The organism is Pseudomonas sp. CG7, from assembly GCF_023701885.1.
GTDB lineage: Bacteria > Pseudomonadota > Gammaproteobacteria > Pseudomonadales > Pseudomonadaceae > Aquipseudomonas > Aquipseudomonas zanjanensis.
Genome location: NZ_JABAEE010000058.1, coordinates 17,013 through 28,740, shown reverse-complemented (window position 1 = coordinate 28,740; position 11,728 = coordinate 17,013). Strand labels below are relative to the sequence as shown.

The window sequence follows — 11,728 nt, the reverse complement described above, 5'->3', positions numbered from 1 at the left end:
TCAAGGAGCGCGAGACTGTGCCGGGGATGGCGGAGGAATTAAGTCAGGGGAACGGGACAAAGGATGTAGGGCGATTCGCTAAATTCGCCCGACTGCACCACGAATAGCCTGTGGATAACGCTAAGGGTCGCGGGCTTCGAGGGCCTTGAGCTTGATCTCGGCCAACGGATGCCCGGCTTTCGCCGCCAAGGTCCACCAGCGTGCCGCTTCGAGCGGGTCCGGCGCCTTGTTGGTGGTACCGGCCAGGCTGATCACGCCGACTTGGTAGGCGGCCTTGCCATCACCGGCCAGTGCCGCCAGGCGCAGCAGGCGAATCCCTTCTTCACGGGCGCCCAGCCCTTGGCCGCGAAAGGTGAGGATGTGCCCGTAGAAACTTTGCGCACCGACATCGCCCAGGTTGGCCATGCGCGAGAACTGGCCCTCGAGCCAGGCCCAGCCACGCGCCTGGCGAACGAACCACGACCAGTGAAACAACCGACGCGCCAGCCAATAACCGAGCCGCGCCTTGAGTCGCCAGAGCACTCAGGCCTCCGCCGACTCGGGGTATTCGTATTCAAACACCCGGACCACTTCCGAAGCGTGCCAGGAAGCGGCGGCCACCCCATCGGAAGGCCCGGAAAAGCGGCCCAGGCGTTCTACGCACTCGAAGAACCCCGTACGCGGCAACCGGCTCGCGCCCTGGCTGATCACCAGGGAACTGCGCAGCGGCTGTTCTGCCCGGGCGTCCAGCGCCGCCAGCTGCTCAAGGGCCGCGGTCAAGGTCTGCATGGCCGGGCTGGGGAGTTGCAAGCGCTCCAGCAAGGCGCGGTAAGTCAATAAATGGCGCTGGCGCCGCGCCTGGTCCAATTCACCCAACAACCCATCCCAATGCTGCCGACTGATACGTACGCTCACGATTCTTCCCTCCAACCCGGCACCGTCAACTCCCAGGCCAGACTGCGCCGAATCGCGGCATCGGGCTGTCGCTCGCCGCTCTCGATCAAGGCCAGATAAGACGGGCTGATACCTACCGTGCGAGCCAACGCCTCAATGGCGATGCCCTTTCCTTCGCGCAAACTGCGTAACTGATCCAGGCCAGGGAGAACCTGGTCGGGTGCCGCCGCGTGCCGGACTGTCGCTTCGCGCGGCGGAGCTTGATTGACACCTGCTGCTTTCAACAACGCTTGGTACTGATCCCACGGCAAAACCGCGTACTCGGGCTCTCCGTCACGTGTGATTATTTGAATATCCATGTCTACCCCGTAGGACAACAACACTTAGCGAGTCAGCCTTTTTCCTTGGAAGTGTAATCCTAAATGCCGGCTAAGGTCGCGGGGTGATGCATTCTCAGGGGATCAGGGCTTTTTCTGACCTTGGAGCTGGAGTTGTTCCGGAGTGTCGGGAAGCCTTTCGACTTTGGCCAGCGTCTCGGGTGACTGTCGATAACGCCAGGCGCGGAATGCCTCGAGCTCAACGTCGAGGGTTTTCATGATCCAGGCCAGCACCGCGATGTCATCGAACATGCCAAACATTGGCAAGAGGTCTGGAATGGCGTCCAAGGGGCTGAGGAAGTACATGAGCCCCGCCACTATCGACAGCATCGACTTGGCGCTGACCGCGCGGTATTCGCCGCGCCAGTAGGCCAGGCACAAGGCCTGCAACAGGCGCAGGTCCTCCTTGAGCTTGCCCAGCCGCCCACCCTCTCGGGCACCTTTGCTGGCGACGGCGAAGAGCAATGTCGGCAATCGACCGCGGGCCAACAGGCGGCCTGCCAAGGGCAGAAATCGCGCAAAATTCCACGGGGCCTTCATTTTTTCTCCCACTGAAATGTTATCCACACAAATTGTGGATAACCTTGTGAACAGAGCTGCATTTCACCGCTGAAGCCCCCGTTCCATAAGGGCCCGGCTTAGATCGGGCGTTTTTTACTCACATAAAAAAACCCAATATTTCATTGACTTGACCAGCCGACTGCGTCTAGCACAGCGCCTGTAATGCCTATGACTATAGCGTGCGCCGGGCGTTCGTTTTTTTGCCATCTTGCCGCCGCCCAGATGCAACAACGCCCCGCATAAGCGAGGCGTTGTCGTTATAACAGACGCGGTTACTTGGCTGCGTCTTCTTTTGCCGGATCCTTGATCGCCAGCAGCTCCAGGTCGAACACCAGGACCGAGTTGGCCGGGATGGCCGGGCTCGGGCTCTGGGCGCCGTAGGCCAGGTCGCTCGGGATGTACAGCTTGTACTTCTCGCCGACGTGCATCAGTTGCAGGCCTTCGACCCCACCTGGGATCACGCCGCTGACCGGCAGGTCAATCGGGCTGCCACGCTCGACGGAGCTGTCGAACACGGTGCCATTGGTCAGCTTGCCGGTGTAGTGAACGGTCACTACGTCGGTCGGCTTAGGCTGCGCGCCATCGGCTTTCTTGACCACTTCGTACTGCAGGCCGGAAGCGGTGGTGGTGACACCGGCTTTCTTGCCATTTTCTTCGAGGAATTTCTTGCCGGCGGCTGCCGACTCTTCGCTCATCTTGGCCATGCGCTCTTCGGCACGCTTTTGCAGCGCGGCAAAGGCTTCGACCAGTTCTTCGTCTTTCAGCTTCTGTTCTTTCTTGCCGACGGCATCTTCGATGCCCTGGGCAACCGCTTTGGAGTCCAGGTCATCCATACCTTCCTGAGCCAGGCTTTTGCCCATGTTCAGGCCGATACCGTAGGAAGCTTTCTGCGCCGGGGTTTTCAGCTCTACGCTGGTCTGCGAGTCGCAACCCGCGAGTACCAGGCCAACCAGGGCTACCGCCGCCGCCAACCGATGCTGTTTCATGCTATTTCCTTGTTCATGCGCCTAAAGGGCAATCGAGTAAAGCCGCGAGCTTATCAGGCGGCCACGACCAATGGCTACCGGCATGTGAGCCGCAAAGTGATGATAAGTTCAGGTCCGCAAACGCTTTTTAATCCCAGGCAAATGAAGCATCTGTCATCCGTTACGCACAGGGACACCTCGCCGCTCCCCCACAGGCCGGGGCTACTGGCCACTTGCCCGCCGCGCAGCGCTGAGGCATAAGGGCATATCAAAAAAAACAAGGACGTTACCGTGCGCCTCCTCTCTCGCATTCTCTTGCTGCTCCTCGCGCTGCTGATCGTCGTCGTGGCCGTGGTGCTTTATTACGTCGCCAATCCCCGGCTGCCGTTCTATGAGCCCATCCAACAGGTGCATTACCTGGATCAATGGAGCGCCGCCGAACGCCAGACCTATTACTTCACGCCCCAGGGCACCCAGGTCAAAGGCCTGCGCTACGACTGGTTCACGGCCCTCGAACTGCCGTTTTCGCAACAACGCTTCGCATCGCCGGAGTACTTGGCGCGCTTTGGCTTCCTGATCGATCCGGCCCAGAAAGCCACGCCTGAGAATCCCGGCAATCTGCCGGTGGGTTTCACCCGGCACCAGAACGCCGGCAGCGCCGACCAATTCCTCGATATCACCTGCGCTGCGTGCCACACCGGCGAATTGCGCTTCAAGGGCCAGGCGATACGAATCGACGGCGGCTCGGCACAGCACGTGCTGCCTTCCAGCGTTCCTACGCTACGCGGTGGCAGTTTCGGACAGGCATTAGTCGCCAGTCTGGCATCTACGTACTACAACCCTTGGAAATTCGAACGCTTCGCCCGCCAAGTCCTGGGCAAGGACTACGACGCCCGCCACGAGGACCTGCGCAAGGCGTTCAAGGACTCCCTGGATACTTTCCTGCGGGTGGCCTGGAACGATACCCATCGCGGCCTCTACCCCACCGAAGAAGGCCCTGGCCGTACCGACGCCTTCGGCCGCATCGCCAATGCCAGCTTCGGCGACGCCATCTCGGCGGAAAACAACCGGGTCGCCATCGCGCCGGTGGACTACCCACAGTTGTGGGAAATGTGGACCTTCGACTGGGTGCAGTGGAACGGATCGGCCCAGCAACCGATGGCCCGAAACGTCGGTGAAGCGCTGGGAGTCGGCGCCACACTGAATTTTTTCGACGCCCAGGGCAAACCGCTGCAGGGCGACGCGCGATACCCCTCCAGCGTGCGCGTGCGGGACTTGAACAAGATCGAAGAGACCCTGCAACTGCTCAAGGCGCCCGTGTGGCCGGAAGCGTTGCTGGGCGCGGTCGATAAACCGCTGGCCGCCAAGGGCCAGGCCCTGTTCGTCGAAAACTGCGCCGGCTGCCATGTGCCCAAAGTGGTCCAGGGGCCCGACAGGCCGGTACAGCAGTTGCACATGCTGCCGGTGAAAGTGATCGGCACCGACCCGGGCACTGCCAATAATATTGCTGATCACCGTTACGACCTGACCAGCCTGCAATGGGACCCGGCTGAACTGGCGAAGCTGGAAGTGCAACTGCACCCGACCCCGACGGAGCCGCTGGACCTGAGCCAACTCTCGGTCGCCAAAGGCTTGGCCTACGTCACTGCCTTCGTCGAAAACCGCGCTTACCGTGACGCCGGGGTCACCCCCGCCGAACGCCCGGCCCTGGACGGTTTCGGCCTGCCCATCGGCGTACGTGAATTGCGCGCCTACAAGGCACGGCCGTTGGCGGGTGTCTGGGCCACGCCACCGTTCCTGCACAACGGCTCGGTGCCGACGATCTACCAACTGTTGTCCCCCCAGGCTGAGCGGGCGACCACCTTCTATAAAGGCAACTTCGAATACGACCCACGCCATTTGGGCTATCGCACCGAAGCCTTCACTAACGGCTTTAACTTCGATACCCGGATTACCGGCAATCACTACAGCGGCCATGAATTCCGCGCGGGCGAACGCGGCAACGGCGTCATTGGCCGCCTGCTGCAACCGCAGGAACGCTGGGCCTTGCTGGAGTATTTAAAAGTGCTGGGCGGGCCACTGGAGTCGCAACTGTAATGATGAACCCCACCGGTAAAAGGATGTTGGCATGTTGATCACGCTCTGGCTGCGCCTCGGCGCCTTTTTGGGCAAGACGCTCCTATGGCTGCTGGGCATCGGGTTGCTCGGCTGGGCACTGTCCTCGGCCTGGTTTGCCTGGCAATACAGGGGGCCTGTCCCGGACAAGGAACAGGTGGCACCCGGCGAAGCCGCCATGACCCAGGACATCATCCAGACTGCGATCCGCATCGTCGATCAGCACCGCGAAGGCACACGCTATCTGCGGGATGCCCATGCCAAGGCGCACGGTTGCGTCATGGCCGAGGTCCAGGTGCAGAGCGACCTGCCTAGCCCGTTGCGCCAGGGGGTGTTCGCCGAACCGGGCAAGACCTGGCAGGCCACCATCCGCCTGTCCAACGGCAACGCTTATCCGCAATTCGACAGCCTGCGCGATGCCCGGGGGATGGCGATCAAGCTGCTGAACGTGCCCGGCAAGCAATTGCTGGCGGACCGGCAATCATTCGGCGAGCAGGATTTCGTGATGTTCAATCATCCGAACTTCTTTGTCAGCGATGTCGCCGAGTACCGTCAGAATGTGGCCGCTCAGGCTGACGGGAAGAAGGCGATGGCTTTTTTTCCGAGCCTGGACCCACGCACTTGGCAGATTCGGCATCTGTTCATCGCTTTGGCGACCCTCTCGCCCGCTCCTGCCAGTCCGACCCAGACCACTTATTTCTCGGTATCGCCTTATAAGTTTGGCGAAGCCAACGCCAAGTTTCGCGTCGCGCCGGATCCGGACAGCTGTCCAAGCTATACCCTGCCACCGCAGAATCAGGATTTGCCGAATTTCTTGCGCAGCGCGCTGAACCAGCAGTTATCCACAGACCGGATGCCGGCGTGTTTTGTCTTGCAGGTCCAGCGTCAGGATCCGAGCAAGTACATGCCGATCGAAGACACCAGTATTGAATGGCAGGAAAGTGATGCGCCGTTCGAAACCGTGGCGCGCATTAAGGTGCCGGCTCAGGATTTTGATACGCCCAAGTTGAATCTGGCTTGTGATAATCAGTCGTTCAATCCTTGGTTTGGGATTGAGGCGCATCGGCCGATCGGGGGGATTAATCGGTTGCGTAAGGCGGTGTATGAGGCGGTCAGCGATTATCGGCATCGGCGGAATGCTGAGCAGTAGACGGGAGGGTTGGGTGTATATCCGTTCCGCTATCGCGAGCAAGCTCGCTCCCACACCTGATCTTCAGAAGCCCACAAAACGTATATACACCGCAGAACCCAAGACTCATGAACACCCAAGATCCCCTGTGGGAGCGAGCTTGCTCGCGAAGTGGCCGGCTCATCCAACATCAATGCAAACTGCCCCACCGCCTTCGCGAGCAGGCTCGCTCCCACAATGGGTCTGCGATGAACCCAAGACTCATGGACGCCCGAGATCACCTGTGGGAGCGAGCTTGCTCGCGATGAGGCCAGCCCATCCAGCACCTTCATCGACTATGAAACCGTGGTGGGCATGAGCGCTTTGGTTACTTTCGACTGGGCCGGCTTCCGGGCTCTTCAAAGTGACCCGCCGCCAGGGCGGAACCCTAAGTCGCCGTTACTGCAGCAACGGAAACACACACAAAAAAAGAGAACAAAAAAAACGACGCTCTCCCCTCGTAAAGGAAAAGCGTCGTTTCTAGTAGCCACCTGGCGTTCAGCATTCCAGGTAACCGAATATGGCGCAGCGGACGGGACTCGAACCCGCGACCCCCGGCGTGACAGGCCGGTATTCTAACCGACTGAACTACCGCTGCGCGTAACATTGAAAGTTTGGTGGGTGATGACGGGATCGAACCGCCGACATTCTGCTTGTAAGGCAGACGCTCTCCCAGCTGAGCTAATCACCCTTCACTTTCGATGCGGGGCGCATTCTCTCACAGTTTTTTATAACGTGCTGATTTAATTAGCAAATTTAGCAAAAAAACATGAGCAACACACACCGCGGGAACTGCAAACAGCAAAAAGCCCGCGTGAGCGGGCTTTCCGTGGTGACCTGGCGTTCAGTGTTCCAGGTTACCGAATATGGCGCAGCGGACGGGACTCGAACCCGCGACCCCCGGCGTGACAGGCCGGTATTCTAACCGACTGAACTACCGCTGCGCGTAACACGTTGAGCGAATGGTGGGTGATGACGGGATCGAACCGCCGACATTCTGCTTGTAAGGCAGACGCTCTCCCAGCTGAGCTAATCACCCTTCGCTTTCGGTGTGGCGCGCATTCTACGGAGCACTCTTTAAGCTGGCAAGCACTTTTTAAATTAATTTTTTCAGGCCTTCCAAAGGCTTAGCGAAGGGTTGGCCTATGGCGCCGCGAAGAGAATAATGCCCCCCTTTGTATAAAGGAGAGACTCACCCCATGTGGTTCAAAAACCTGCTTATCTATCGCCTGACCCAAGATCTGCCTTTTGATGCCGAGGCGTTGGAAACTGCACTGGCCAGCAAACTGGCGCGTCCATGTGCAAGCCAGGAGTTGACCACTTACGGTTTCGTCGCGCCGTTTGGCAAAGGCGAAGACGCGCCGCTGGTGCACGTCAGCCAGGACTTCCTGCTGATCGCCGCGCGCAAGGAAGAACGCATCTTGCCGGGCAGCGTCGTGCGCGATGCCCTGAAGGAAAAGGTCGAAGAGATCGAAGCCGAGCAAATGCGCAAGGTCTATAAAAAGGAACGGGACCAGCTCAAGGATGAAATCATCCAGGCGTTCCTGCCCCGTGCGTTCATCCGTCGCTCGTCCACCTTTGCCGCCATCGCGCCGAAACAGGGCCTGATCCTGGTGAACTCGGCCAGCCCGAAACGCGCCGAAGACCTGCTGTCGACCCTGCGCGAAGTCATCGGTTCGCTGCCGGTACGCCCACTGACGGTCAAGATGGCCCCGACCGCCACCATGCCCGACTGGGTCAAGACCCAGAAAGCCGCGGACGACTTCTTCGTGCTGGATGAATGCGACCTGCGCGACACCCATGAAGACGGCGGCATCGTGCGTTGCAAACGCCAGGATCTGACCAGCGACGAAATCCAGCTGCACCTGAACACCGGCAAGGTGGTGACGCAACTGTCGCTGGCCTGGCAGGACAAGTTGTCCTTCGTGCTCGACGACAAGATGGTGGTCAAGCGCCTGAAGTTCGAAGACCTGTTGCAGGACCAGGCGGAGCAGGACGGCGGCGACGAAGCGCTCGGCCAACTGGACGCCAGCTTCACGCTGATGATGCTGACGTTCGGCGAGTTCTTGCCGGCGCTGGTGGAAGCGTTGGGTGGTGAAGAGATTCCCCAGGGGATCTAAAAAAGCAACGGGTTACCCTTGTGGGAGCGAGCTTGCTCGCGATAGCGGTATGACAGCCACCAAGATGTTGACTGACACTCCGCTATCGCGAGCAAGCTCGCTCCCACATTAGTATTCGGTGTTCTTAATAATAAGGATCAGGTCATGCGCGCATTGGCTGCATTAAGCCGCTTCGTCGGCAACACCTTCGCTTACTGGGTACTGTTTTTCGCGGTACTGGCTTTCCTGCAACCGCAATGGATCGTCGGCCTGAAAGTCGCAATCGTGCCGCTACTGGGCCTGGAGATGTTCGGCATGGGCCTGGCATTGAAGCTGGAGGATTTTGCCGAAGTCGCCCGCCATCCGGGACGTGTAGCCCTGGGGGTGGTTGCCCAATTCGTGATCATGCCCGGCACGGCGTGGTTGCTTTGCCAAGTATTCAGCCTGCCGCCGGAGATCGCCGTCGGCGTCATCCTGGTGGGTTGCTGCCCGAGCGGCACATCGTCCAACGTCATGGCCTGGCTGGCTCGCGGTGATTTGGCCTTGGCCGTGGCGATTTCCGCCATCACCACCCTGCTTGCTCCGCTGCTGACCCCTGCGCTGATCTGGCTGCTGGCCTCGGCCTGGTTGCCGGTGTCGTGCTCGGCGGTGTTCTGGTCGATCCTGCAAATCGTGCTGGTGCCGATCGCCCTGGGCATCGTCGCCCAACGCCTGTTGGGTGCCCGGGTTCGTCATGCCATAGACGTGCTGCCACTGATATCCGTGGTGAGCATCGTGATCATTGTGGCGGCGGTGGTCGCGGCCAGTCAGGCGAAGATCGCCGAATCCGGCCTGCTGATCATGGCCATTGTGATGCTGCACAACAGCTTTGGTTATCTGCTGGGGTACTTCACCGGGCGTTTGTTCGGCTTGCCGTTGGCCCAACGCAAAACCCTTTCATTGGAAGTCGGCATGCAGAACTCCGGCCTCGGCGCGGCGCTGGCGAGCGCGCACTTTTCGCCGCTGGCGGCGGTGCCCAGTGCGCTGTTCAGCGTCTGGCACAATATTTCCGGAGCCCTGCTCTCGACGTACTTCCGGCGCATGAGCGAAAAACAGGACCGCGAGCTACTTGACCGTCAAGCGGCAGACTGACCGAGCGACTTGACCAAACAGTCAGCATTGGGCACTCTTGCGCCCAATGCGGGGACGACCCCGCAACTCCAAAGAGTTCACTATCCGGGGACGACCCCACCCATCGATGAGGTGCGTGATGTCCTGGATCATTCTGTTTTTTGCCGGCCTGTTCGAAGTCGGCTGGGCTGTCGGCCTGAAATATACCGTCGGTTTCAGCCGCCCTCTTCCCACCGCATTGACCATCGCCGCCATGGCGATCAGCCTCGGCCTGCTCGGCCTGGCGATGAAGGAACTGCCGCTGGGGACGGCCTATGCGATCTGGACCGGGGTCGGTGCCGTGGGCACGGTGATCGCCGGGATCATTTTGTTTGGTGAGTCGATGGCGCTGGTTCGCCTCGCCAGCGTGGCGTTGATTGTCGCCGGATTGATCGGCCTCAAGGTCAGCGCCTAGCCACTGCCGCTATCGCGAGCAAGCTCGCTCCCACACTTTGACCGCATGCAGCCTAGGCGATTCGGTCCAATGTGGGAGCGAGCTTGCTCGCGAAGGAGCCCTCAAAGTCAGCAGTTACCTGACAGTCCCACGCAAATCCCCCACCAACGCCTGCAAACTCGAAGGCGTTGCCGCCTCGACTTCCACCGCCGAACCCGCCACCAACGTCACCCGCGACCAGAACCGGCGAAACAGCCCCTTGGCCGGGTCGCGACTGAAGAAACTGCCCCACAACCCCTGCAGCGCCAGGGGAATCACTGGCACCGGGGTTTCCTGGAGGATGCGCGTCAGTCCACTCTTGAACTCATTGATCTCACCGTCTGCTGTCAGTTTTCCTTCAGGGAAAATGCACACCAGCTCGCCGTCCTTCAAGTATTGGGCAATTCGCTTGAAGGCTTTTTCATAGATATGGATATCTTCCTGGCGCCCGGCAATCGGGATCGTGCCGGCGGTGCGGAAGATGAAGTTCAGCACCGGCAGGTTGTAGATCTTGTAGTACATCACGAAGCGAATCGGCCGACGCACCGCGCCGCCAATCAGCAAGGCATCGACGAAGGACACGTGATTGCAGACCAGCAGCGCTGCGCCTTCATCCGGTATCGCCTCCAGGTTGCGATGCTCCACGCGGTACATGGAATGGCTCAGCAGCCAGATCATGAAACGCATGCTGAACTCGGGGACAATCTTGAAGATGTAGGCGTTGACGCCGATATTGAGCAACGACACCACCAGGAACAGCTGCGGGATCGACAGCTTGGCCAGGCTCAGCAACACGATGGAGACAATCGCCGAGACCACCATGAACAACGCATTGAGGATATTGTTGGCAGCAATCACCCGCGCCCGCTCGTTCTCCACGGTGCGCGACTGGATCAGCGCATACAGCGGCACGATGTAGAAACCGCCAAAGACGCCCAATCCGAGGATGTCGATCAACACCAGCCAGGCATGGCCAAACCCGAGCACTTCCAGCCAACCGTGGCCCTCGACGCTGGCGGGAATCCCACCGGAAAGCCACCACAACAGCAGGCCAAACACGGTCAAACCGAACGAACCGAACGGCACCAGGCCGATCTCGACTTTGCGCCCGGAAAGCTTTTCACACAGCATCGAACCCAACGCGATCCCCACCGAGAACACTGTGAGGATCAAGGTCACCACGGTCTCGTCGCCGTGCATCCACTCCTTGGCATAGGCGGGAAGCTGCGTCAGGTAAATCGCCCCGACGAACCAGACCCACGAGTTGCCGACAATCGACCGGGACACCGCTGGGGTTTGCCCCAACCCCAATTTCAGGGTGGCCCAGGATTGGCTGAAGATGTTCCAGTTCAGACGCATTTGCGGCGAGGCCGCCGCCGCGCGCGGAATGCTGCGACTGGCCAGGTAACCGAGCACGGCGATGCCGATGATCGCGCTAGCCACCACCGGGGCGTAATGCGCCGAGGACATCATGATCCCGGCGCCAATGGTGCCTGCCAGGATCGCCAGGAACGTGCCCATCTCCACCAAGCCATTGCCGCCGACCAACTCATCTTCACGCAAGGCCTGCGGCAAGATCGAATACTTCACCGGACCGAACAACGCCGAATGCGTGCCCATGGCGAACAGCGCCAGCAGCATCAGCCACAAGTGATCGAACAGGAAACCCACCGCGCCCACCGCCATGATGGCGATTTCGCCAAGCTTGATCAGGCGAATCAACGCGTCCTTGGCGAATTTTTCCCCGAACTGCCCCGCCAATGCCGAGAACAGAAAGAATGGCAGGATGAACAGCAGCGCGCAGAGGTTGACCCAGATCGAGCGGTCGCCTTCGATGGTCAATTTGTAGAGGATGGCGAGGATCAGCGACTGCTTGAAAATGTTGTCGTTGAACGCGCCCAAGGACTGCGTGATGAAGAACGGCAGAAAACGCCGCGTGCGAAGCAAGGTGAACTGCGAAGGGTGACTCATCTTCCATGTTCCTGAGT

General features: G+C 60.0%; 11 protein-coding genes and 4 tRNA genes. 5 read left to right on the top strand and 10 right to left on the bottom strand.

The features are described from left to right. Positions 1-120: 120 nt before the first annotated feature. The 5 genes from HGO40_RS21530 to bamJ all read right to left on the bottom strand — a co-directional run bounded on the left by HGO40_RS21530 (position 121) and on the right by bamJ (position 2,797). Positions 121-522, bottom strand: a complete 402-nt coding sequence (locus tag HGO40_RS21530; protein ID WP_250964659.1) for an SEL1-like repeat protein — start codon at positions 520-522, stop codon at positions 121-123. Next, positions 523-894 (bottom strand): hypothetical protein, encoded by a 372-nt coding sequence (locus HGO40_RS21525; RefSeq protein ID WP_250964658.1) that lies wholly within the window; start codon positions 892-894, stop codon positions 523-525. Continuing rightward, positions 891-1,232: a helix-turn-helix domain-containing protein gene (locus HGO40_RS21520; RefSeq protein ID WP_186709869.1), complete on the bottom strand. Its 342-nt coding sequence runs from the start codon at positions 1,230-1,232 to the stop codon at positions 891-893. The genes HGO40_RS21525 and HGO40_RS21520 overlap by 4 nt, the downstream gene beginning before the upstream one ends. Positions 1,233-1,334: 102 nt before the next feature. Then, complete coding sequence (locus HGO40_RS21515; protein ID WP_186709871.1) at positions 1,335-1,790, bottom strand: YkvA family protein; 456 nt, start codon at positions 1,788-1,790, stop codon at positions 1,335-1,337. 293 nt (positions 1,791-2,083) lie between these two features. Further along, the gene (bamJ, locus tag HGO40_RS21510) at positions 2,084-2,797 is read right to left on the bottom strand and encodes a BamJ family beta-barrel-assembly machinery protein (protein WP_250964657.1); all 714 of its coding nucleotides are present in this window, start codon (positions 2,795-2,797) and stop codon (positions 2,084-2,086) included. Positions 2,798-3,067: 270 nt separating this feature from the next. On the opposite strand from bamJ, the gene HGO40_RS21505 reads away from it, so the two are divergent. Next, positions 3,068-4,873 (top strand): di-heme-cytochrome C peroxidase, encoded by a 1,806-nt coding sequence (locus HGO40_RS21505; protein ID WP_250964656.1) that lies wholly within the window; start codon positions 3,068-3,070, stop codon positions 4,871-4,873. A 31-nt stretch (positions 4,874-4,904) separates the two neighbouring features. Further along, positions 4,905-6,041: a catalase family protein gene (locus HGO40_RS21500; RefSeq protein WP_250964655.1), complete on the top strand. Its 1,137-nt coding sequence runs from the start codon at positions 4,905-4,907 to the stop codon at positions 6,039-6,041. 539 nt (positions 6,042-6,580) lie between these two features. Here HGO40_RS21500 and HGO40_RS21495 read toward each other — a convergent pair. The 4 genes from HGO40_RS21495 to HGO40_RS21480 all read right to left on the bottom strand — a co-directional run bounded on the left by HGO40_RS21495 (position 6,581) and on the right by HGO40_RS21480 (position 7,098). After that, positions 6,581-6,657, bottom strand: a tRNA-Asp gene (locus HGO40_RS21495). 17 nt (positions 6,658-6,674) lie between these two features. Continuing rightward, positions 6,675-6,750, bottom strand: a tRNA-Val gene (locus tag HGO40_RS21490). A gap of 176 nt (positions 6,751-6,926) precedes the next feature. After that, a tRNA-Asp gene (locus tag HGO40_RS21485) sits at positions 6,927-7,003 on the bottom strand. Between the two features lie 19 nt (positions 7,004-7,022). Next, a tRNA-Val gene (locus tag HGO40_RS21480) sits at positions 7,023-7,098 on the bottom strand. A 160-nt stretch (positions 7,099-7,258) separates the two neighbouring features. Here HGO40_RS21480 and rdgC point away from each other — a divergent pair. The 3 genes from rdgC to sugE all read left to right on the top strand — a co-directional run bounded on the left by rdgC (position 7,259) and on the right by sugE (position 9,722). Next, entirely contained in the window at positions 7,259-8,179 is a 921-nt protein-coding gene (gene rdgC / locus HGO40_RS21475; protein WP_250964654.1) for a recombination-associated protein RdgC, read from the top strand. Between the two features lie 144 nt (positions 8,180-8,323). Then, positions 8,324-9,289 (top strand): bile acid:sodium symporter family protein, encoded by a 966-nt coding sequence (locus HGO40_RS21470; RefSeq protein ID WP_250964653.1) that lies wholly within the window; start codon positions 8,324-8,326, stop codon positions 9,287-9,289. A 118-nt stretch (positions 9,290-9,407) separates the two neighbouring features. Beyond that, positions 9,408-9,722, top strand: coding sequence for a quaternary ammonium compound efflux SMR transporter SugE (gene sugE / locus HGO40_RS21465; RefSeq protein ID WP_250964652.1), 315 nt, complete (start codon positions 9,408-9,410; stop codon positions 9,720-9,722). A gap of 114 nt (positions 9,723-9,836) precedes the next feature. Here sugE and HGO40_RS21460 read toward each other — a convergent pair whose 3' ends face one another. Further along, positions 9,837-11,711, bottom strand: coding sequence for an MFS transporter (locus tag HGO40_RS21460; protein ID WP_250964651.1), 1,875 nt, complete (start codon positions 11,709-11,711; stop codon positions 9,837-9,839). Positions 11,712-11,728 lie beyond the last annotated feature (17 nt).

Bases quoted from the DNA above. Each gene is read 5' to 3' on its own strand.
- HGO40_RS21515 (WP_186709871.1), bottom strand. From the start codon at position 1,790: ATGAAGGCCCCGTGGAATTTTGCGCGATTTCTGCCCTTGGCAGGCCGC.
- HGO40_RS21470 (WP_250964653.1), top strand. From the start codon at position 8,324: ATGCGCGCATTGGCTGCATTAAGCCGCTTCGTCGGCAACACCTTCGCT.
- HGO40_RS21520 (WP_186709869.1), bottom strand. From the start codon at position 1,232: ATGGATATTCAAATAATCACACGTGACGGAGAGCCCGAGTACGCGGTT.
- HGO40_RS21460 (WP_250964651.1), bottom strand. From the start codon at position 11,711: ATGAGTCACCCTTCGCAGTTCACCTTGCTTCGCACGCGGCGTTTTCTG.
- HGO40_RS21500 (WP_250964655.1), top strand. From the start codon at position 4,905: ATGTTGATCACGCTCTGGCTGCGCCTCGGCGCCTTTTTGGGCAAGACG.
- sugE (WP_250964652.1), top strand. From the start codon at position 9,408: ATGTCCTGGATCATTCTGTTTTTTGCCGGCCTGTTCGAAGTCGGCTGG.
- bamJ (WP_250964657.1), bottom strand. From the start codon at position 2,797: ATGAAACAGCATCGGTTGGCGGCGGCGGTAGCCCTGGTTGGCCTGGTA.
- rdgC (WP_250964654.1), top strand. From the start codon at position 7,259: ATGTGGTTCAAAAACCTGCTTATCTATCGCCTGACCCAAGATCTGCCT.